This window comes from Nitrospiraceae bacterium, from assembly GCA_035623075.1.
Lineage (GTDB): Bacteria > Nitrospirota > Nitrospiria > Nitrospirales > Nitrospiraceae > DASPUC01.
Genome location: DASPUC010000033.1, coordinates 16,790 through 38,149 on the forward strand (window position 1 = coordinate 16,790; position 21,360 = coordinate 38,149).

Sequence of the window (21,360 nt, forward strand, 5' to 3'; positions counted from 1 at the left end):
AGACGTCCAACAAGGCCGCAGCGGGCGAAGGGCCGAGGCGTACCCCCTGGGGTACGTCGAGGGTCTGAACGATGCGAGAACGAAGTTGGCGGCTTCTTTCAACGTCCTGCTAGGCTTCATGGCGGACTCCGGTATGCTTGACGACAAACCATCCGGTGATCATGGAACGAAGATTGTTAAACAGGCCGGTCAGGATGACCTGTGATACGTGGATGACGATGAACCCGACGAAGGCAAAACAGGCGATGAAATGAATGGTGCGCGCTGCCTGGCGGCCGCCGAAGATCGTCAGGAGCCATGGGAAGGCGGTGTCAATGGTCGGAGACATAGTCAAACCGGTGAGGATGATCAGCGGCGCCAGCCCGAACAGCACGCCCATGTATGCCAACTTCTGCAAGACGTTGTAGCGTTTGGTTTCCTCCCCCGACGGATGTCGCAGCCGGACGTGGTCGTTGATCGCCTTTCCAATCTTGCGCAAATCCTTGCCGGTCGGAGCCAAATCGCGCGTGACATGCCGGCTGATCAGTGCGTAGGCCATGAAGAGCAAGCCGTTGATGACAAACACCCAGGCGAAAAACAGATGCCACTGGCGCCCCATGGCAAGCCAGCGGCCACTCGGAATCGTGGCCCAGACGGGAAAGGCGTGGCCGGAGCCATTCGAGTAGCCGAGCACGCCGGTTGTGTCGAAGGAGTGTCCGAGTATCCTGGTGATCCCTCGCGTCTCGCCACTCTCGGTCTTCATGGGGCGGATGGAGAGCAGCGGCTTGTCACGATCGGAACGATTCCCCCAATAGAGTGCAGGGTGGGCATTAAAGATTTGCAGCCCGCTCATGATCAGGATGAACAAACAGACGACGTTCAGCCAATGCCCAAGACGCACCGGAAGCCTGTGGCGATAGACTTGTTCGATTGTCTGGGCCGGTGGATCAGTTCGTTCACAAGCTTCAGGCGTGACGGTCATTGAAGGAGGAAGCGGCTTGCCCGCTGTTTCGGGATCGTCGTTCAGGCTCGGCTCAGATTGTTGGAGGTGTACCATTGGAGGCTCCTTGGTAAGAAGGCGGCTGAATTCGTTATACATCGCCATTCGGTGAGCAGGGTAGGCCATCATCCTTCCAGGAACCTTAGAGAAATCTTACACGAAGACTCGATCAGTGTTTGTCCAACCTGACTTTGCCCCAGAAGGCACGGTGCGCATAAAACTGGTAGACAATCACCAGGCTGAACCCGATGAGGAACCACCACAGAGCCGCCTGCAGCCCATAGGCACCGGCGACCGCGTTGGTAATCGTCAGGCTATTGGCTGGATCGGTCGTGGCAATCAAAATGTTGGGATAGGATCCCCAGGCGGTGCTGGCGAGCATCGCTAGAATGAACAGACTCGAGGCGCCAAATGCAGCGGAATCTTCGTCACGCCGTCTGAACTGGAACGCACCGACCAGGGCTGCCAGGCCGATCAATGGGAAGACAAATCCGATTGGATGGGCGGCGTAATTGAGTCGGAAGGTCGGCTGTACGAAAGGGGTCGCCGCGAGTACCAGGACGACCAACCCGACCACGACCAATCCGCTCAACTTTGAAACGCGACTCGCCCGGGTTCGCAACTCACTGTCGCATTTCATGGCCAGATAATTGGCGCCGTGGAACGCGAGGATTGCGGCGGTCGCGAGTCCCATGAGGGTCGTATACCAATCGAGAATCCCCGGTTCCGGTCCCGTCATGAAGTCGGTCCAGAGCGCCACGAAGAAGTAGCCGTCCCGGCTCAACGGCACACCACGGATCAGGTTGCCCAACGCTGCGCCGAACACCACCGCCAGCAGGATACTGGCACCGGAAAACGCCAGGTCCCAGAACTGTCGCCAGAGCACATGGTCCACATGCGACCGCAGCTCGAGCGCAAGCCCGCGGGCGATCAACAGCCACAACACGATGATCAACGCCAGGTAGAAGCCGCTGAACCCGGCAGCGTAGGCCTTCGGAAACGCAAAGAAGAGCAGCCCGCCGCTGGCTAACAGCCAGACTTCATTTCCGTTCCAGACCGGTCCGATCGCACCCAGGGCAGTCAGCCGCTCCTGTTCCGTTCGTGTCAGAAAGGGATAGACGATGCCCACGCCAAAGTCGAATCCGTCGAGGACGACGTAGATCCCCAGCATCACAGTCACCACCATGTACCAGAATGTTTCCATCTGACGTGCTCCGACTATGCCGCGTGGCCGGTCGAACGAGTTGCCGGCCCGTGCCGAAGCGTTTCAACGAATAAGAAGAGAAAGAGAATACCGAGCACCAGATAGAGCCCGAGAAAACCGAGCAGCGTGAACAGCGCGTTACCGGAATGGACAAGCGGCGACGCGCCTTCTGCGGTTCGCTGCAGGCCATAGACCAGCCAGGGCTGGCGACCGAGTTCGGCGGTCATCCATCCGGCGGTCGTCGCGATGTAGGGAAACGGCGCTGACAAGAGGAGCAGCCACAGCAGCCAATTGGCGGTGAAGAGCCGTCCTTGCCATAGCCAGAGCAGCGCCAGTCCCATCACGGATACGAGCATGGTCCCCAGGCCGGCCATGACGTGGTACGAGTAGTAAAGGAGCGGCAGATTATCGGGCCAATCCTTCCGCGGAAAGGCATCGAGCCCTTTCACCTTGGCGTAGAGCCGGTTGTACACCAGAATACTGAGTGCATCGGGCACGACAATCGGATTGTCGATGGTCATGGTTTCCATGTTCGGCTGGCCGACTAGAAGCAAGTCGGCGCCGCGCTCGGTACGGAACAGTCCTTCGAAGGCTGCACCCTTGACCGGTTGATACTCGAACACCTGTTTCGCATTCCCGTCGCCCGTGGGGAAAATCATTAAGGCGGACGCGATGGCGCCGGCCACCACGCCGGTACGCACAAACGTCCGACCGTAGTCCTGGTACGTTTCCGAGAGCAGATAGAGTGCCCCGACGGCCGCCATGACGAACGAGGCGGTAACGACCGCTGCCGTCATGTTGTGCGTGAATTGCCAGAGGAGCCAGGGATTGGTGAGCAAGCCGACAAGGCTGTTGACGAACAGACGTCCATCCGGCGCAATCGTGTAGGCGACGGGATGTTGCATCCAGGCATTCGTGGCGAGAATAAAATAACCCGACAGCCACGAGCCGAGGAACAGCATCAGCGAGGCGAACCATTGCGTGCGACGGCTGAATCGGTTTTCCCCGTAGAGGAGAATTCCCAGGAACGACGATTCCAAAAAAAAGGCGAACACTCCTTCCATCGCCAGCGTCTGACCGATGACGCCCCCGGCGAAGTTGGAAAATTTCGCCCAGTTGGTGCCAAACTGAAATTCCAGCGGAATCCCGGTGACGACGCCGAAGGCGAAGCTCAAGGCGAAGATCGTCGTCCAGAAGCGAGCCACGCGATGGTAATGCTCGTCGCCGGTCAGGAGCGCTCTACTCCTCAAGAAGAACAGCAGGAGAGCCAACCCCATGGTCAATTGCGGAAAGAGATAGTGAAAGGTGGCGGTGATCGCAAATTGCAGACGGTCGTAGAAAAGCGCGCTCTCCATGAAGTCCCCGTGTTGACGAATCGAAAAGCGGAGGGGCGTGGAGCCCCACATGGCGACGCCGCATGATACCGGGAGGCCTTACAGCATACCCGAATCGTTTCGCTCACTGCAAAAAAGCATGGCACTGAGCAAAGCATTGGCGGAGTCCTAGCCGGCTAATGGCAGGGAGACGCGGCTTGGGGAGGAGTGCCGTCGCATCAGGAAGCGGTCAGGCCGGGAGTTCTGTGAGTCGGAGCGTATAGAGGTAGTGATACAGTCCCTTTTGGTCCATGAGCTGCTGATGGGTACCGATTTCCGCGACACGGCCTTTATTGAGGACAATGATGCGGTCGGCGCGTTGCACGGTAGTAAGGCGGTGGGCGACGACGAAGGTCGTTCGTCCTTTCATCAGCTGTTCAAGCGCCTCCTGCACGAGTCGTTCCGACTCGCTGTCGAGGGCCGAGGTGGCTTCATCGAGCAACAGAATTTTTGGATTCTTCAGGATGGCCCGCGCAATGGCGATCCGCTGGCGTTGTCCGCCTGAGAGGTTGATTCCCTTCTCTCCTACGATCGTCTGATACCGGTCCGGCAGGCTAGCGATAAATTCATCGGCGTGAGCTGCACGGCTGGCGTCGAGGATGGCATCCTCACTCGCTCGCGTGTTGCCGTACCGGATATTGTCCAGGATGGTACCGCCAAACAGGATCGTTTCTTGTGGAACCAGCCCGACGTGCCGGTACCAACTATCCATCGCGACGTGGCGGAGGTCTTGTCTATCCACGGTAATCCGTCCCTCGGTGGGGTCGTAGAAGCGGTGAAGAAGATTGATCACGGTTGTCTTACCGGCTCCTGTTGGACCGACGACCGCGACGAGTTCGCCCGGCTCTGCTTCGAAGGAAATATCGGTGAGCACTGGTTGACGTTGGTCGTAAGCGAAACTGACCCGTTCGACGCGGACATGGCCGGTGACGGACGATAACGTCACTGCATCGGGTGCGTCGATGACCTCCGGTCTCGAATCCAGAATTTCGAAGATCCGTTCTGTCGCTCCCTGAGCCTCCCTGACTTGCGCAAAGACCCGTGCCGCGGAACTGAACGGTCCGATGAGGATGCCGGCGAAGAGCACAAAGGCAAAGAGGTCTCCGGGAGAAACAGTGCCTTCGATGACTTGGCTCCCCCCATACCACATGACCGCGGCGGCTGCGGAGAAGGTCAGCAGACTGATGACGGGAATGAATACCGCCATGATCCTGGCCCGGCGGAGAGTCAGAGAGAGCGTATGTTCGAGTTGCGCTGCAAACCGTGTTTCTTCGCGTTTCGTTTGCACGAACGATTTCACGATCCGGATGCCCGAAATCACCTCTTCGATGAGCGTGCTGAGGGAGGCGGTCTGATCTTGAATCGACGTGGACAGGGCTTTCAGTTTGCGGCCGAAGAACCGGGCCACCAGCACCAGCAATGGCAGCAGAACGAGAATGAGCAAGCAGAGCCGCCAGTTCATGGCCAACAGAAAACCGATGCCTCCTACAAACGTGACGAGTTGTTTGGCCGTGTCGATCGGGGTTTCAGTGACGACCGACTGAATGACCGTTACATCGTTCATCAAGCGCGAGAGCAGTTCCCCGGTGCGGCGTCTGGCAAAGAAGCTCACAGCCAAGGTTTGCACGTGGGCGAAGAGATGTGTGCGAAAGTCGGCGATGATCCGTTGAGATACCCATGTGGTCAGATAACTATGCCCCATCGAGCAAAAGCCTTGAAGGATGACCAAACCGAGAAAGACGCCGATCAGTCCGATCATCCGAGCATGATCATGCTGGACGGTGATGACATCCCAGAGCATGCCGGCCAGGCGAAGTAACGCCAGGTTGATGGCGGCCACGCCCATGACCAGGAGACCGGCGGCCGCCATTCGTGGGAGATAAGGTCGAAGGAATGGGAAAAATCGCGTAAAGGTCGACATGATGCTGATCCGATCTTAGAGGAGGGGTGCCTCGAAAACCAAGAGGGAAACAGAGGGCACGTTCAGACTCTGTTCAGGGCGTTGAAAGAATGAGAACAAGAACGGGTTAAATTTGAGCGATGGATTCGATGAGATTCTTGTTGAGGGCGACGAACTCCGATTTGTCCTTGTCGTTGATCACGACGTCGGTAAGATTGATGAAGAGCCGCTGCTCTTCGTTGATGGCATCGGAGACACGGTTGCGCATGGGTGGGATGAGAAAGTCGCCGACGTAGACGGAATTCACCGTTCGGACGCGAATGCGAACCTTCTTGCCTTCGGCCACGGCACCCTCCTCCCCCCAGCGGGATGGGTTTAGGTCTTACGGCGGAGAAATTTTTGGCGCCGGCGCAGCTTCTTGTACTTATGCTTGCGCATTTTCTTGCGGCGCTTCTTGAGGACACTCGACATTCGGTCTATCTCCTACGGTCGGGAGTCTAAAATCTTCACTAAGAAATTGCAAGCGAGCGAAGGAATTTGTTCCGGGTCATCTGCGGCAGACAAGACTCTGCGACGCCAACCAGACGATTGTGTGAGAGAAAGTGGGGCTAGCTTGACCTCTTTGAACACCCGTTCCTATACTGCTTCGATGTTACGATTGCCATATGCCACATCTGTGTGGCTCTTGCTTGGCGTGATCGCCGTCGTGCCGGCGGTCGGCACCGGATGTGGCGGTAAGACTATTCAATATCCCGAGGATCATGAACGGTATCGTCGCATCGACCAAGCGGTCGAATCACTGCGCCAAGCCTACGAAAAAAAGAGTGCGTCGAAAATGGCGGAGCTGATGGTTCCGACAGAGCAAATTGATCGGCTTCAGCGTGATGTGGACAGTGATTTTGAGTCGTTTTCCTCGATTGCGTTAGCGTTCTCGGTCGAGCGCATCATGATCGACGGTGACGATGTCGACGTGTTTGTTCATTGGCAGGGGCTCTGGAAAAAGAATGCAGACGATCCCGGGCTGCGGCAGCGCGGTCATACACGTCTGCAGTGGGTCGGCACAGTCTCAATCCTTCTGCGAGGGGTTGAGGGCGATTCGCCCTTTGGCATGAAAGTCCGCCAGGCCATCACCGACAATTCCACGCCTCCGTCGCAGAAGAAATAACCCATGCCATCCCGCATTGCTCGCTCCCCACTGCACGCCGATTTCCTCGTAATCGGTAGCGGTGTCGCTGGTCTACGCGCCGCCGTGGAACTCGGCCAAAAAGGGCGAGTGCTTGTCCTGACGAAGGGACACCCTTTGCAAAGCAGTTCGATCCATGCGCAAGGCGGTGTCGCGGTAGCGATGAGCGAGGAAGACGACGTGTCCATCCATTTCACCGATACGCTCAAGGCCGGACATGGCCTTTGCCGAAAAGAAGCGGTGCGGGTACTGGTTGAAGAGGGCCCTGAACGGATTCAGGAGTTGATCCAATGGGGAGCGAGATTCGATAAAGCCGGAGGTAAGTTCGCGTTTGCCCGTGAAGCAGCACATAGCCGCAGCCGGATTCTCCGCGCGCGCGGTGATGCGACGGGCAACGAGATGGTTCGCGCGTTGATCGCACAAGTCAATCGCCAAAAGAATGTCCAGCGGCTCGACTATCACTTTACCGTCGATCTTGTGATCGACAGGGGGCGCTGTTGCGGCGCAGTCGTGCTTGATGAAAGCTCAGGGCGCCATTTTGTATTGCCGGCTCGCGCGGTGGTCCTAAGTACCGGCGGGGCTGGACAGATTTTTGCTCGGACGACAAATCCGCCCAATGCGACGGGTGACGGTATCGCGATGGCGCTTCGGGCAGGAGCTGTGCTGCAGGATATGGAATTTATCCAGTTTCACCCTACCGCTCTGTATCTTCCCTCAAGCCCTCCTTTTCTCCTGTCGGAAGCCATGCGTGGAGAGGGTGGTCAGCTCCGGAACAGCAAGGCAGAATTATTCATGCATCGGTATCATCCGATGGGTGCCCTTGCCCCACGGGACATCGTCTCTCGCGCCATATGGGCTGAGATGGCGTCGACTAAGGCACGGCATGTCTACCTCGACGTAACCCATCTCGGCGCGGAATTCGTAAAACGACGTTTTCCCACAATCTATGCGACCTGCCTGCGCTACGACATCGATATCACTGAGGAATGGATTCCTGTCTCGCCGAGCGCGCATTACACGATGGGCGGAGTCTGGACGGATGTAAACGGCGCAACGACTGTTCCGGGTTTGTTTGCGGCGGGCGAAGTGGCCTGCAGCGGCGTCCATGGTGCAAACAGGCTCGCGAGCAATTCTCTCCTGGAAGGGCTCGTGTTCGGTGCACGAGCGGCAGACGCGGCCGTCGCCTTCGCCGGTCGTCACAGTGTGCCGTCACTCTCATCGTATGAGGCAGCCATTCGGCCCGGGCAGTTCGGCACGCTCGAGGATGCGGAAAAATTGCGCAGCTCACTGCGACGCACGATGTGGGGACAGGTCGGTATTATTCGTTCGGGCGAGTCTCTGATTCGAGCCTGTGCGCAACTGTCTCGCTGGGCCCAAGTCGTCTCTCAGCCATTTGCGAATCGGGCCGCGTTGGAAGTGAAGAATATGGTCCAAGTGGCGCAATGTGTTGCCGAAGCAGCCCTGTGGCGCGAGAACAGCGTCGGAGCCCATTACCGATCCGACTTTCCGCAGGCCAAGCGTATAGGCTGGCAACAGCACAGTCGAGTTTCCATGGTCGATGCGTTCAGCGAACGGAAGGTGCGGAAGGCGCGGGGTCTTGTCTTGGCGCTCCCTGGACGTGCTGGTTGACCGGTCGTTCGGTGATGAAGCCGTCCTTCGTCAAGAAGGTCCGGTAATAGCGCAGAACCTTACGCACGTATTGGCGAGTTTCATCGATCGGTGGCAGTGATTGATAGTGGTCGACCACGTTTTCTCCCGCATTATAGGCTGCCAAGGCGAGCGGGAGATTTCCGTGGAACCGATCCAGTAGCTGGCGCAGGTATTTCGTGCCTCCCCCCACATTATCGTCCGGGTCGTAGAGGTCTCGTACGTCCAGTCGCACCGCAGTCTGTGGCATGAGTTGCATCAAGCCGACCGCACCAGCCCGCGAGATCGCGTGAGGATCAAAGTTCGATTCGGCCTTGATCACGGCTCGGATCAGTGCAGGATGTAGTTGCTGTTGCCGAGAATGCCGTGCGATCACGGGTGCCAGCTCCCGCTCAGGCAACACCATATGCAGAGGGGTCGAGTCCAAATCAATTCGGCGATACCGTACATCTGACGGGACGTTGGTCAACGCAATGGTCCCTGCGGCATCTACGTACTGATAGACCTCGGCTCGAAGCTTGGGGAGGTGGAAACTCCAGCTGGCCAGTAGGGCTATGACGAGGGCCGCGATAGCCCTGCTTCCGACCCGTGTGAATCTGAGACAAGCGGCTGAATTCATGGTTCCACGATACCAGTCTAGGGTGTGCTGTCAAGAAAATGCACGACCTGTGCCGGTAGGAACCTCCGGTAAGCTCGCGGAAAATAGGAGGTAAGGGGCAATCTTAGTTGTAGTCTGATTCGAGAAATCGACGGCGATTGACTACAAATTGCGTCTGAAGCTGATGGGTAATAGGGCCAGGTTTTCCACTGCCGACCGGTCTCTTTTCAAAAGTGGTGACCGGCATCAGCTCCATGCTGGTGTTGGTGAGAAAACACTCTTCAGCCTGATGCAGGGCCTCGATTCCGAAGGGACCTTCCCGGACCGGAAGCCCCGCTTCTCTCGCAAGTGTCAGGACGATGTCACGCGTGATACCGTCCAGGATGCCACAATCCAGAGATGGTGTCGAAATGGTTCCACCCTTGACCCAGAAGAGGTTGCTGGCAGTGCATTCCGCCACGTGATCTTGCCAATTCAGCAACACGCTATCGAATGCTCCTGCGACGATGGCTTCTCGTTTGGCAAGGATGTTGTTGAGGAAGTTCGTCGCTTTGATGTGTGGCGAGAGCGCGCTCGGTAGGTTTCGTCTGGTCCGAGCGACGATGATGCTGACGCCTAGCTCGTATTGTTGACGGGAAGGAGGATGAAGCGGTTTGGCCATAATCACGATCGTCGGGATTGGACAGAGCGCCGGGTCCAAGCCGATTTCTCCAATTCCTCGGGAAATGGTGATTCGCAGATACGCATCGCCGTGGTCATTGCCCACGCCGTTCCGCTCCATCGCCTCATGCAAAAGACCGGGCCAGTCTTTCTCGGGAATAGGCATCGCCAAGCCGATCGCATCGGCGGAACGACGAAGGCGAGCCAGATGCTGATCACGCATGAAAATCCGGCTCCCATACGACCGTATGGTCTCGTACACTCCGTCGCCGTAGAGGAAGCCGTGGTCGAAGACGGAAACGACTGCGTCCTCCTGTTTCACGAACCGGTTATTGAGAAAGATCCACATAATTCCGTCTATTGAAGCGAGCTGAAGAAAGCCTGGGCTTTGTGCAGGGTCTCGTCGTATTCTCTTGAAGGGATAGAGTCGGCGACGATGCCGGCCCCGACTTGCAAGTATCCGACTGTCTGACACAACACAAGCGTCCGAATCGTGATATTGAGATCAAGGTTACCGTTCCAGCTGAGGTAGCCGAACGAGCCGGTATAAGGGCCGCGGCGCACCGGCTCCAGCTCATCAATAATCTCCATGCACCGGATTTTAGGGACGCCTGTGATGGTCCCGCCAGGGAACATGGCTTTAATCAGGTCAAACGATGTTGCATCCGGACGCAACGTCCCACTGATGTTGGAGACGATGTGGCTCACATGGGAGTATTGCTCGACTGTCATAAACTCATCGACCTGGACTGTGCCGAATTGGCAGACACGACCCAAGTCGTTGCGCTCAAGATCGACCAGCATCAAGTGTTCCGCTCGTTCCTTTTCATTTGAGAGGAGCTCGGTGACGAGACGCTGATCTTCAGCCTGGTCTCGCCCACGAGGTCTCGTCCCGGCGATCGGGCGGGTATCAGCCAGTCCACCCTGAAGACGGACCAGTCGCTCGGGTGAGCAACTCACCAGAGCCACGTTATCGAAATACAAAAGTCCCGAGAACGGAGAAGGGTTGATGCGACGGAGTCGGCTATACAGGTCCTGGCAAGCTATGAGACGGTCGAGGTTGCGATTGGGCATGTCTTTGATTGTCACGGTAAATCGATGAGAGAGATTGGCTTGGTAGATGTCTCCCGCCGCGATGTAGTTCTGGCAACGCCGCACGCGATCCATGTAGGCAGCCTGAGTCTGTTCCGGATGAAACAACACCTGTCGGGCGTTCGGTGAAAGTGTCGACCTAGGCGGTGTTCCCACCATCTGTGCCGCAAATGCGGCCAGCCGGTCTAACCCCTCGCGGTAGAGTTTTTCTCGAGGTTCCCCGAGAAACCGCTCGCTGGAAGGACAAAAGATGAGATGGATACGATCGGTCTGGTGTTCGACCGCCGCGATCACGTCAAAGAAAGCGAACTGCAGGTCCGGGAGCGATAAATCATCTGCGGCGATCGACGGAAGAGCCTCAAATCGTCGGACGAGGTCATAACTCAGATAGCCGACCGCTCCACCAACGAATGGTGGAAGTCCATGTGTCTTATGGATGTGAGCATCGGCCATCATTTTCCCAAGTTGGCTGAAAGCATCGAGTAGGATGGTTTCCCGGCCTTCGCGCGTTCGGTACGACGAGTAGGTCCTGTGGCCTGTCAAAATTGCGGAAGGATTGCAACCGAGGAATGAATAGCCGAGTTCACGACCACCGGCTGGCCCGCTGTCGAGCAAGAATGAAGGCTGAGAAGGAGAGGCAATTCGACAGAACAAATCAAAAGGATCGGCCTGCTGGTCTTCGAGCGTGAGAACCAGCGGCTGCGGAGTGCCGTGTAGGAATGATGGTTGAGTGAAATGTGTCATGGTGGACGTGAGCCTGAGAGGCCACGGAGCGACACTCACTATACTCCAGGAATTTGTCTCCTGTCACAACGACGACGGCTTGACAACTTCACGAGGATTCTGCTTGAATTGCGCGCCCGCCATCCAGGGAGACCCCGGGCCACAACATGCCCCCTTCACAAGATCCGTTTTACGCGGGGCTTGGTCAAGCGGTTCGGATCGGAACCGAACTGTTGGCTGCGCTAATTGTTGGAGGAGCGTCGGGCTGGGCTGTTGATACGTATCTTCTAGACAGCGGTCCATGGGGGATGGTGGGAGGGTTGATCTTAGGGGCGGTCGCAGGGGTCCGAAGTGCCTATCGCTCGGCGCAGCAATGGCCGAAGGACTAAGAAACGCCTCGCGCGTTCGTAGAAAGTCTCATGGAAGAAAGTCCGTTACATCCCTTCGAGCTACATAACTACATCCCGATTTCATTGGGTGGGCTCGACATCTCCATTAATAAGGCGGTCGTCATGATGTGGGTGGTGGTCGCCCTGGTGACGCTGTTGATGGTGATGGCAGGATCTGCTCGCCGGTTGGTTCCGGGGAAACTGCAGATTCTCGGGGAGATACTGGTTGATTTCATTCGGAGCATGATTCTCGACACAATGGGAAAAGATGGCATGAAATTTTTTCCTCTCATTGCGACCCTTTTCCTTTTCATACTCTTCTGCAATTGGTTAGGACTCATCCCAGGAACATACACCGTGACAAGCCAGATTATCGTGACAGGCATTTTTGCCGGTTCTGTGTATACATTGAGTCTCATCGTTGGATTCGCGATGCACGGTCTCAAATTCCTCGGCATTCTCGTTCCACCGGGCACACCAGCTTGGATGTTGCCGCTAATGATTCCCATCGAGCTCATAAGCCAATTGGCAAGGCCCGTTTCTCTGGCTGTACGGTTGTTTGCCAATATGACCGCTGGTCACACAATTCTTGCAGTCCTTTTCGGCATGGTGATCTCACTGCCATTCTATGTGAGCTGGCTACCCTTTGCAGCGACCCTGTTTGTGAATGGATTAGAGACGTTGTTGATCGCACCGATCCAGGCATACATATTTACGATTTTGACCTGCGTGTATATTGGGGATGCCATTACCCTGCATGGTCATAGTGAGCACGCCCACTAATCGGCGTGGTCTACACAAGGGAGGAAGGACAAACAATGGATGCAGGAGCAGCAGCGTTGGTAGGGATGGGATTGGCCGCAGCAGGATTTGCCGGAGCCGGCGTGGGCATCGGATATATCTTCGGCAAGATGATCGAAGCAGTCGCGCGTCAGCCCGAAGCGGAAGGCCGAGTCGGCAAGTACATGTGGATCGGGTTCGCGCTAGTCGAAGCCATCGCGCTGTACGGCTTGGTCATTGCGTTCATCATTATGGGTCTACGAAAATAGGAGCAGGTAAGAGACTCTCGGCAATGGGCTGGAGGCAGACGATCATTGCCTTTCATCCCTCGCCGCGAAGCCTATGCCTGATTACCAGATATGCCGCAGTTTGACTCGCATTTCTTTTCTTCCTTGATTTTCTGGGAGGTGGTGTCTTTCGGCATTCTCCTCTTCGCGCTCTACAAGTTTGCCTTTCCCGGCATTCTGAGCGCGTTGGAAGAGCGCGAGAAGAAGATCAGGGACAGTCTCGACCAGGCGGAACGCCATCGAACTGAGGCAGAACACAAGCTGAAGGAGTATGAAGCCAAGTTGAGTGCCGCATCAAAAGAAGCCGATGGCATCCTGGCCACTGCGAAGGAACGAGCTCAGCGATTATTGGAAGAAAACGAACAGCGCCTGACGGCAGAAGCCGAACGGATTAAAGGTGATACGACCCGTGAAATCGATCAGGAACGGCGAAAGGCTATTCAGGATATCCGCGCCCAGACGACCGACTTGGCCCTAATGGTCGCCGAAAAAGTGGTGCAGCGCAGCTTGACCGATGCCGACCATCGTAAGTTAGCGGATGACGCATTGGCCGCCCTCGCGAAATCCTACCAGCAGTAGATTTCACAGGCGCCGACGGGGGAGCTTAGGCCACGCTGGTTCCGCCTCGCCTATAGCCTTGTAAATCCACACAGACGAAACGAAAGCCCAGTTCACGAAGGCGACTGCTGAGGAGTCCGCGGCGTTCGGGCTCATTCAGCAGAGCAAATTCTTCCTGGTTAAGCTCGATCCGGGCAATCTCACCGTGATCCCGGACTCGTACCTGGCGAAATCCTTCAGCGAGGAGGACCTCTTCGGCCCGTTCCACACGTCTAAGTTTGTCGACGGTGATCGGAATTCCACGCGGGATTCTTGAAGAAAGACAGGCAGCCGCTGGCTTATCCCAATTGGAGAGCCCTAGAGCTTTCGCCAATGTCCGGATCTCGGGTTTCGAAAGCCCGGCTTCAACTAATGGACTACGGACATTCCATTCACGCGCTGCTTTGATTCCCGGTCGGTCATCCCCCAGATCGTCAACGTTGGTCCCGTCCACAATCCAGCGGGTGGCTCGTGGTTCTCGAAATTCGTCGAGGAGCTTGTAGAGGTCACTCTTGCAGTGGAAACAACGGCTCGCATCGTTCTGAACGAACTCTGGAATAGCCAACTGATCCGTCTGGATGATCTCATGGCGAGCTCCAATTTCTGCTGCCACTTGTGTCGCCATCAGGAGTTCGCTGGTGGGAAAAGTCGGCGAGACTGCCGTCACGCCGATGGCGCGGCTCCCGAGTTGCTCGTGGGCGACTTTCAATACAAAAGCACTATCAATTCCACCGGAGAACGCCACCAGAACGGAGCGCATGTCGGTAAGATTGTGACGAAGGTGCTCGAGCTTGGTTTGCAGTGTGTCAGGCGACATAATCTGCTTGGTCCACGCCAGAGCCGTACCAGCTAGTGTTTGACTTTCGCCTTGGCGATATTGCCGACGACGACGAGGGCGTAGCGTTGCGGATCGAGATACTGTTTGGCGACGCGCTGGACATCTTCCTTCGTCACTCGTTCGATCCATTTCGGATATTGTGAGAAATATTCGAATCCCAGGCCATAGAACTCAACCTGCGCTGAGACTTGAGCCAGCTTGGTTGTCGAGTCGAACCGGAGCGGGAAACTGCCCATGAGAAACGACTTGGCCTCAGCCAGCTCCTGATCGGAAACCGGTGTTTCTCGGATGTTTTTGAGTTCCGCTAAAACACCGGCGATAGCTTGGTTGGTCGCTTCGGTCCTCGTTTGCAAGTTGATCCAGAAGGACCCGGGAAGCAAGCGTGCATCGAAGTGACTCATGATGCCATAGGCGAGTCCCTGCTTGTCACGAATCGAGTCCATGAGCCGAGATGAAAATCCACCGGCGCCAAGGATGTAATTCATGACGGTCACGGCATAAAAATCCGGATGAGCCCGTTGAATGCCGCCGTGCCCCAAGATAATGGTGGATTGGGTCAGATCCTTCTCGATCAGCTGGACGGTTTTTCGTTTGATCGGCGAGGGCTCCTTGATGTTTCGCGGAGACGTCCCTCCTTTTTTCCAAGCGCCGAAATGCGTTTGGACAAGTCCCGTGGCTTGTTCCACCGTCACATCGCCGACGATCGCTAGAATGGTTTGTGAGGGCTGATATTCCTTGGCATAAAACGCTTGGACATCGGCGAGCGTCACCTTGGCGAGCGTTTCTTCGGTTCCATTGACCGGCCAGCGATAAGGATGCCCATGGAACACCAGCTGGTTGAATGCCTTCATGGCCACATGGCCGGGATCATCGTTGTCGCTGGCTATCTCGCCGAGGAGCTGCGTGCGAATCCTCTCGAACTCCTGTTTCTGAAATGCGGGGCGTTGAAGAATATCGGCAAGGAGAGTAAATCCGAGGTCGACGTCTTTCTTCAGGACACGTGCGGAGGCTGTTGTAAAGTCTTCCGAGGCTTTGACTTCGAGTGATCCTCCGACGAAATCGATTTGTTCCGCCAGTTGTTTTGAACTCCTGGTTGTTGTGCCTTCATCTAACAGGCTGGCTGTCAGGTTGGCGACTCCAGCCTTCTCCGGAGGGTCTTGTGCTGAGCCGGTCTTGATGAGAGCGTGAATCTCGACGATGGGGAGAAAATGCTGTTCGAGCACGAGCACCGTTATTCCGTTTGTGGTGACGAACTTCGACGGGGCAATATCCGCCGCTGTGCTGACGGCAGATCCCCAGAGCCAGAACAAGACCGCGGCGACGACGAGGATCGATGAGGACGCTCTACATGCTGGCTTGGAGCTCGATGACTTCATTCTCTGACTGTCCCTAATGGATAGCTGCGGCTGGGGCATCGGATTGTTTGTTGGGAAGAGGAATGAGGGATCCGACCGTGCGATTGTCGTCGATGAGGTATTGACGCGCGACGCGCTGTACGTCCTTGGCGGTGACGGCTCTGATTCGCTCGAGAAATTGGTCGACTTTGCGCCAACCGGCCCCGACCGTTTCGGCCTGGCCCAACAGCATGGCGTGCCGGAAATTCGAGTCTTGCTCAAATACCCGAGCGGCTTCGACCTGATTCTTGGCTCGTTGGAGCTCTTGGTCCGTCGGTGGATCAGTCTGTAGCCGCCTGATCTCCTTATTGAGTGCTTCTTCCACCGCTTCAATCTTTTGTCCCGGACTGACGAGGGCATAGAAATAGAAAAGGCCAGGATCGGTTTGCATCAAGCTATACTCGGCACCGACCGCGAGCGCGGATTTCTGATCATAAACCAGGCTCTGATAGAGACGTGAGCTTTTCCCTCGTTGCAAGATCGATTCGAGGATATCGAGGGCGTACGAATCCTCGCTCGTATAGTTCGGCACGCGATACCCCATCATCACAAACGGCACTTGCGCTTCCCGCTTCAACAGGAAGCGGCGTTCACCTTTTTGTTCCGGTTCTATTGTTGTCAGCGGCTTCGGTTCGGGCCCACGAGGGATGGGTTCGAATAGCTGCTTGATCGTCGGTAGAAGCGTATCGGCTTTGATATCACCCACGATGATTAACGTGGCGTTGTTAGGAGAATAGAATGTGTCATAGTGTCGCTGAAGGTCGTCCAACGTCATCGCATCCAGGTCACCGAACCAACCGATTACCGGCCAATGATACGGGTGGCTCAAGAACGCCTGAGCGAACAGGGCTTCGACCAGCGCCCCTTGAGGGTCGTCCTCTGTTCGGAGACGGCGTTCCTCCTTCACAACTTCACGTTCCGTCTTCAGCTCGTTCATGTCGAAAAGTAGCCCCTGCATCCGATCAGCTTCTAATTCTAACGCGAGTTCGACGCGATCGGCTGCCAGATTCTCAAAGTAGGCGGTGAAGTCCTGGCTGGTGAACGCGTTGTCCATGCCGCCATTTTTTCTGATGAGGCGAGAGAACGAACCTTTGGGATACTTGGTCGTTCCTTTGAACATCATGTGCTCGAGCATGTGAGAAAGCCCAGCTCGGCCCATCACTTCGTTTCGCGAACCGACCCTGTACCAGACTTGCACGGTCGCCACAGGGGCTTTGGGCACTTCCACCAACAGGACCTTCATCCCGTTGGCAAGCACGAACTCACGAGGCTCTGCCGCCAAGGCCGGCTGAATGAGAAAGAGGAAACAGAGGACAATGATCGACTCCAGGACGCGTCGAGAGGTTTTGTGCGGGGAATGCAACAAGGTCATGATGACGTCGTGGGGGAAGGCACGATGCATGCTAACAACGGGGTTGAATTTGTGTCAAGGCGGACACCGGCTGAAGCGATGGCAGAGTTCCTAGCTGGCCACAGGCACCAAGGACATCGCGTCCCCGACTCTTTCGGATGAACGTGTCGATGCCCGACTGTTTCAGGATTGATTGAAAGACCAGGACCTCTGTGTCTAACGGACGACGAAAGCGACTTCCCGGGAATTCATTGAAGGGTATGAGATTGACCTTGCATGACAGCCCCCGCAAGAGCTTGGTCAATCGTTGAGCGTCATCCGGACGGTCATTGACTCCCGCTAAGAGGACATACTCGAAGGTCAATCGTCGGTTCGGCGGCAAGGGATACCGACGGCAAGCGGCGAGGAGGGTCTTCAGCGAGGCGAGTCCATTGGCGGAAGGCATCAGACGCGCGCGTTGTTCATCCGTGGTGGCATTCAGTGAAATAGCCAGGTTGACTCCTAATGGAGCAACGTCTTTCAGTCGTGACGCAAGGCCGGCGGTCGAAACAGTGATCCGTCTGGGCGACCACTTGAGTCCCCATGCCTGATTGGTGAGTCGACGAATGGCGTCTGAGAGCGAATCTAAATTCGCGAGCGGTTCCCCCATGCCCATGAATACTAAATTTGTGATCCGTTCTCCTTCGTCGAGATGTTCGTAGGCTGTGAGGACTTGGTCGACGATTTCGTGGGATTTTAGATTCCGTCTCAGACCCATCGTGCCGGTCAGGCAAAATCCGCAGTCCAATGTACAGCCAACTTGGGTCGAAACACAGAGAGTCAACCGATCATTGTCCGGAATCAGAACCGCTTCGACATTCAATCCATCTTCGAGGGTGAGAACCAGTTTCCTGGTCTGGTCGGTCGATCGAAACACCTGAGAGGCAGTGACCCGTCGTATCGTTGCAATGGCTTGCAGAGTTCTGCGCTCCGTCAAACTGAGGTCCGTCATTTGGTCGATTGTCTGCGCACCCCGTCGATAGAGCCACCGGAGCACCTGTCCGGTGCGGTACCTTGGCCACTGGAGTTTTTGGACGATTTGACCCACGCCGCGTTCGTCAAGGGCTAAGAGATTTACCGCAGAGGAAGCGAGAGCTAGTTGGTCATGTTTCATAGACATGAATACAGGCTAGCACAGGGCGAAAAAGCGGAACAAGCAGGAGACACATTCGGTTTGCTGGCAACAAAGCGAGGACGCTGATATAAAGGGAGAAGAGTCGTAACGGCTAGAGACGGTGCACATGTCGGTCTACCTGCCTTCGATGCGGGTCCTCCTCTCGCTTGCACTGATAGCTGCGTGGGGAATGGGTCTTCCGCTCGACCAGCAGCTTAGAGCTTCTGCGTCATTGCAAGAAGACACGGACACGTGTGATGCGATGGAGCAGTGTTTCCGAGCGGCTGCGCTGCCCAAAGAGCGGCTGGGCAAGGCTCTGACGAAAGAGCAGGTTTTATTGCTCAAGCTAGATCGTCTGAAGCGAATCATGGAGCGATTTCCTGCCACGCTCTGGGCCAAACGGGCTGGCTTATTGTCGGGCGTATTGCTCGTCGAGCGGAATCCTGCCGTGGCGATTCAATTTCTCCGAGGGGCTCAACGTGATTTTTCGGCACTCGACGACTACGTGCGGCTATGGATCGGGGAGGCTCTGTTGAACCTCGGCGATGCGAAGCAGGCCGCGGAGCAGTTTGAGAACATTCCGCGAGATGTCCCCGATTCGAACATCCTCACCAGAGCGGCCTATCGGACGGGAGAGGCCTGGTACCAGGCCTCCAGTTGTGCGGAGGCAACCGAGTGGTTTGAGAAGGCTGTGCGATTGAGCGACAAGGAATCTGGTACTCCGCAGGCGTTGCTCCGCCGGGCAGCCTGTCAGCTCAAAGACAATAAGATCGACGATGGGCTAGAGACTTTGAAGCAATTGTGGGTTCGATTTCCGTACTCGGCTGAAGGCAAGGAGGCTAATACCTTGCTGACTTCTAATCTCGGAGGCAAGCTCTGGAAACCGCAACCGGCAGAGCGGCTCGCGAGGGCTCAGGCGTATTTTGGGCAAGCGTATCATGCCGAGGCGATCGAGGAATTACGGAAGTTTTTGACCGAGGAGCCGACTTCTTCGCAACGGTCCGAGGCGAAACTGAAGCTTGGCATCGCGCAGGCACGACTCAAACAGTACGAGCAGGCACGAGAGACCTTTCAAGGTCTCTTAAAGAATGGTTCAGCGGAGTCCCGTGAAGCGTCTGTCTGGCTCGCTCGCGTCTATTTGAGGCTCGGGCAAGGGGACAAACTCCTGGACTTGGCCCTGTCCAGCCAAAATGGATCATTGACTGGTGAGCAGAGGGGACAAATTACTCTCTTGGCCGGAGTTTGGCTGGAGGACCAGGGGCAATTTGATGACGCGATAGCACGCTATCGGCAAGTGATGAGATCTGGGGAACCTGCATCTCAGCGCATAGAGGGGCTCTGGCGCGTTGGGTGGGTTTACTATCGCACTGCCCGTTATCGCGAAGCTGTCGATACGCTCCGTGTCATTGTCGACCAGCATGAAAGTGAGTTCGAGCCGCAGGCGCTCTATTGGATTGCACGGGCGGCCGAGCAGACCGAACCAACTCGTGCCCGCGACTACTATCTGGAAGTGTGTGCTCGATTTGTCTACACATATTATTGCCAGCTGGCTCGAGAGCGGAGCGACATGCCAGCACCGGATTCTTCAACGCCTGAGCGCGTCACGGCTGATGCACAATCGTCAATCGCACCGGACGGGTCTCTTCCTCGAGACAACCGATCAGAGATCGAGCAGCAGCCAGCCTATCGTCGGGCGATCGAACTCAAGGTTTTGGGTTTGGAGTCGGACGCGGCTCATGAGTTAGCCGTCCTGACCGATCGCTATGCTCAGGACGCCAGTACGTTGATGGCCCTCTCGGTCATGCTGAACGAGGTTGGCGCCTATCACCATGCGCTCCGGTTGGCTCGGACTCGTTTCCGCGACAAGCTGGAGCGTACCGGTGGTCCAGTCGCGCCGGAGATGTGGGAAGTGGCTTACCCGACTGGCCTGGTCACAACAATTAAGGACCAAGGTGCGAAGGGGGTCGATCCGTATTTGGTTGCAGCGATTATTCGAGAGGAAAGCCAGTATGATTGGAAAGCGGTTTCCCGTGTGGGCGCTATTGGGCTGATGCAAGTGATGCCCAGCACGGCAAACGCCGTAGCGCAACGCTATGGATTTCCTGCCGTGACGCGAGACGACCTGTTCGATCAGGAAACGAACATTCGGATAGGCGTGCGCTACGTCGAGCAATTACTCGATCAGTTTTCCGGCGATGTTGTGCAGACGATCGCTGCATATAATGCAGGACCGGTGGTGGTGGGAACTTGGGTCACGCTGCACCGTGGTCGGAGTCAGGATGAGTTTGTCGAGCTGATCCCGTATCAGGAGACACGACAATACGTGAAGCGGGTTTTTCGAAGCTATCGTGAATACACTCGTTTGAATGGCACGTCCTAATCAGCTTTCTTGACAATATTTGGGCAAGTTTCTATAGTTCCCCCCAATCCGTTGGGGGTCTATGGAAGAAGAAGGAGAGCCCGCGGGCTATGTCTTTGGATCGATTGGACGCGCTTGAGAGTCGAATCAGAGATCTCGTGAAGTTAGTGCAGGAGTTGAAGCGCCGGAACGTTGCGCTCGAAGGAGAACTGAAGACTGCTCGGGAGCGGCTTGCATTGCAAAACGATTCCAATCGACGTTGGGAAAGGGAACGCGTCGACATCAAATCTCGAATCGAAAAGGTCTTGGGGGAGCTAGATCTGCTGGACGGATACGACGAACGCAAGGAGGTGGCCATTGACTAAGACCATTGATGTGGAAATTTACGGTCAACGCTATGCCATTAACGGTGATGCAGACGAAGGGTATATTCGGCGTCTCGCACACTTCATCGATGATCAAATGCGCCGGGTGGCGGAAGGTATGAATACCACCACCCCCTCGAGGTTAGCGGTCTTAACAGCCCTCAACCTGGCTCATCAATTGTTTGAACTGGAAAAGAAGCGAGTCCAGGGTGAGGCGGACGTCGAACGCCGCATGATGTCGCTCATGGCCTCCATTGAAGAGCAGGTTCCGACCTCGCTCTTTCGGTAGATTCAGCTTGCAAAGGGCTGGAATCGTTTGGTATTCTAACGGGTGTATAAGCAGCGGTAGGCGCTGTTTGGGACGATTGGCGTAAGAGGCTAAGTCATTTTCGACCGGATATGTTCTCCGAGAATCTGACGTAGAAACCGTAAGGATGTCAGTAGGATCGTCGATGCTGACGACATTGTGGCAGGGGCAACCGATATCA

22 protein-coding genes are annotated in these 21,360 nt (G+C 56.1%); 9 read left to right on the forward strand and 13 right to left on the reverse strand.

The window, feature by feature from the left end:
* Positions 1 to 109: 109 nt before the first annotated feature.
* The 6 genes from VEI50_11170 to VEI50_11195 form a co-directional block, all read right to left on the reverse strand.
* Positions 110 to 1,036 carry a cytochrome b/b6 domain-containing protein gene (locus tag VEI50_11170; GenBank protein ID HXX75681.1) on the reverse strand — a complete coding sequence of 309 codons (927 nt, stop codon included), beginning with the start codon at positions 1,034 to 1,036 and terminating at the stop codon, positions 110 to 112.
* 112 nt (positions 1,037 to 1,148) lie between these two features.
* Positions 1,149 to 2,183, reverse strand: a complete 1,035-nt coding sequence (gene cydB, locus VEI50_11175; GenBank protein HXX75682.1) for a cytochrome d ubiquinol oxidase subunit II — start codon at positions 2,181 to 2,183, stop codon at positions 1,149 to 1,151.
* Between the two features lie 14 nt (positions 2,184 to 2,197).
* Positions 2,198 to 3,589 (reverse strand): cytochrome ubiquinol oxidase subunit I, encoded by a 1,392-nt coding sequence (locus tag VEI50_11180; protein HXX75683.1) that lies wholly within the window; start codon positions 3,587 to 3,589, stop codon positions 2,198 to 2,200.
* Positions 3,590 to 3,746: 157 nt separating this feature from the next.
* Entirely contained in the window at positions 3,747 to 5,477 is a 1,731-nt protein-coding gene (locus VEI50_11185) for an ABC transporter ATP-binding protein (protein HXX75684.1), read from the reverse strand.
* Positions 5,478 to 5,583: 106 nt separating this feature from the next.
* On the reverse strand, positions 5,584 to 5,802 hold the full coding sequence (locus VEI50_11190) for a hypothetical protein (GenBank protein HXX75685.1): 219 nt from the start codon (positions 5,800 to 5,802) through the stop codon (positions 5,584 to 5,586).
* Between the two features lie 29 nt (positions 5,803 to 5,831).
* A complete protein-coding gene (locus tag VEI50_11195; protein HXX75686.1) occupies positions 5,832 to 5,927 on the reverse strand; it encodes an AURKAIP1/COX24 domain-containing protein in 96 nt (31 codons plus the stop codon).
* 178 nt (positions 5,928 to 6,105) lie between these two features.
* Between VEI50_11195 and VEI50_11200 the strand changes: the two genes are divergently transcribed.
* A complete protein-coding gene (locus tag VEI50_11200) occupies positions 6,106 to 6,621 on the forward strand; it encodes a hypothetical protein (protein HXX75687.1) in 516 nt (171 codons plus the stop codon).
* A gap of 3 nt (positions 6,622 to 6,624) precedes the next feature.
* Positions 6,625 to 8,268: an L-aspartate oxidase gene (nadB, locus tag VEI50_11205; GenBank protein HXX75688.1), complete on the forward strand. Its 1,644-nt coding sequence runs from the start codon at positions 6,625 to 6,627 to the stop codon at positions 8,266 to 8,268.
* On the opposite strand, the gene VEI50_11210 is transcribed toward nadB, so the two are convergent.
* From VEI50_11210 to VEI50_11220, 3 genes are all read right to left on the reverse strand, one after another.
* The gene (locus tag VEI50_11210) at positions 8,204 to 8,905 is read right to left on the reverse strand and encodes a lytic transglycosylase domain-containing protein (GenBank protein ID HXX75689.1); all 702 of its coding nucleotides are present in this window, start codon (positions 8,903 to 8,905) and stop codon (positions 8,204 to 8,206) included. The genes nadB and VEI50_11210 overlap by 65 nt on opposite strands.
* A 103-nt stretch (positions 8,906 to 9,008) precedes the next feature.
* On the reverse strand, positions 9,009 to 9,893 hold the full coding sequence (locus VEI50_11215; protein ID HXX75690.1) for an aminotransferase class IV: 885 nt from the start codon (positions 9,891 to 9,893) through the stop codon (positions 9,009 to 9,011).
* Positions 9,894 to 9,901: 8 nt separating this feature from the next.
* Positions 9,902 to 11,380, reverse strand: coding sequence for an anthranilate synthase component I family protein (locus VEI50_11220; protein HXX75691.1), 1,479 nt, complete (start codon positions 11,378 to 11,380; stop codon positions 9,902 to 9,904).
* Positions 11,381 to 11,526: 146 nt separating this feature from the next.
* Here VEI50_11220 and VEI50_11225 point away from each other — a divergent pair, with 146 nt between their 5' ends.
* The 4 genes from VEI50_11225 to atpF all read left to right on the forward strand — a co-directional run bounded on the left by VEI50_11225 (position 11,527) and on the right by atpF (position 13,394).
* The gene (locus VEI50_11225; protein ID HXX75692.1) at positions 11,527 to 11,748 is read left to right on the forward strand and encodes an AtpZ/AtpI family protein; all 222 of its coding nucleotides are present in this window, start codon (positions 11,527 to 11,529) and stop codon (positions 11,746 to 11,748) included.
* 30 nt (positions 11,749 to 11,778) lie between these two features.
* Positions 11,779 to 12,531 carry a F0F1 ATP synthase subunit A gene (locus VEI50_11230; GenBank protein ID HXX75693.1) on the forward strand — a complete coding sequence of 251 codons (753 nt, stop codon included), beginning with the start codon at positions 11,779 to 11,781 and terminating at the stop codon, positions 12,529 to 12,531.
* Between the two features lie 35 nt (positions 12,532 to 12,566).
* Entirely contained in the window at positions 12,567 to 12,797 is a 231-nt protein-coding gene (gene atpE / locus VEI50_11235; protein HXX75694.1) for an ATP synthase F0 subunit C, read from the forward strand.
* 90 nt (positions 12,798 to 12,887) lie between these two features.
* Positions 12,888 to 13,394 (forward strand): F0F1 ATP synthase subunit B, encoded by a 507-nt coding sequence (atpF, locus tag VEI50_11240; protein HXX75695.1) that lies wholly within the window; start codon positions 12,888 to 12,890, stop codon positions 13,392 to 13,394.
* Positions 13,395 to 13,419: 25 nt separating this feature from the next.
* On the opposite strand, the gene larE is transcribed toward atpF, so the two are convergent.
* Genes larE through rlmN form a run of 4 tightly spaced genes read right to left on the reverse strand, consistent with a single transcriptional unit; the run spans position 13,420 to position 18,154 of the window.
* On the reverse strand, positions 13,420 to 14,229 hold the full coding sequence (larE, locus tag VEI50_11245) for an ATP-dependent sacrificial sulfur transferase LarE (GenBank protein ID HXX75696.1): 810 nt from the start codon (positions 14,227 to 14,229) through the stop codon (positions 13,420 to 13,422).
* 32 nt (positions 14,230 to 14,261) lie between these two features.
* A complete protein-coding gene (locus VEI50_11250) occupies positions 14,262 to 15,626 on the reverse strand; it encodes a pitrilysin family protein (GenBank protein HXX75697.1) in 1,365 nt (454 codons plus the stop codon).
* A 13-nt stretch (positions 15,627 to 15,639) separates the two neighbouring features.
* Entirely contained in the window at positions 15,640 to 17,016 is a 1,377-nt protein-coding gene (locus tag VEI50_11255) for a pitrilysin family protein (GenBank protein HXX75698.1), read from the reverse strand.
* A gap of 31 nt (positions 17,017 to 17,047) precedes the next feature.
* Entirely contained in the window at positions 17,048 to 18,154 is a 1,107-nt protein-coding gene (gene rlmN / locus VEI50_11260) for a 23S rRNA (adenine(2503)-C(2))-methyltransferase RlmN (GenBank protein ID HXX75699.1), read from the reverse strand.
* Positions 18,155 to 18,275: 121 nt separating this feature from the next.
* Here rlmN and VEI50_11265 point away from each other — a divergent pair, with 121 nt between their 5' ends.
* The 3 genes from VEI50_11265 (at position 18,276) to VEI50_11275 (ending at position 21,161) form a co-directional block, all read left to right on the forward strand.
* Positions 18,276 to 20,528 carry a transglycosylase SLT domain-containing protein gene (locus tag VEI50_11265; GenBank protein HXX75700.1) on the forward strand — a complete coding sequence of 751 codons (2,253 nt, stop codon included), beginning with the start codon at positions 18,276 to 18,278 and terminating at the stop codon, positions 20,526 to 20,528.
* Between the two features lie 89 nt (positions 20,529 to 20,617).
* Entirely contained in the window at positions 20,618 to 20,872 is a 255-nt protein-coding gene (locus tag VEI50_11270) for a cell division protein ZapB (GenBank protein ID HXX75701.1), read from the forward strand.
* Positions 20,865 to 21,161: a cell division protein ZapA gene (locus VEI50_11275; GenBank protein ID HXX75702.1), complete on the forward strand. Its 297-nt coding sequence runs from the start codon at positions 20,865 to 20,867 to the stop codon at positions 21,159 to 21,161. The genes VEI50_11270 and VEI50_11275 overlap by 8 nt, the downstream gene beginning before the upstream one ends.
* Positions 21,162 to 21,360 lie beyond the last annotated feature (199 nt).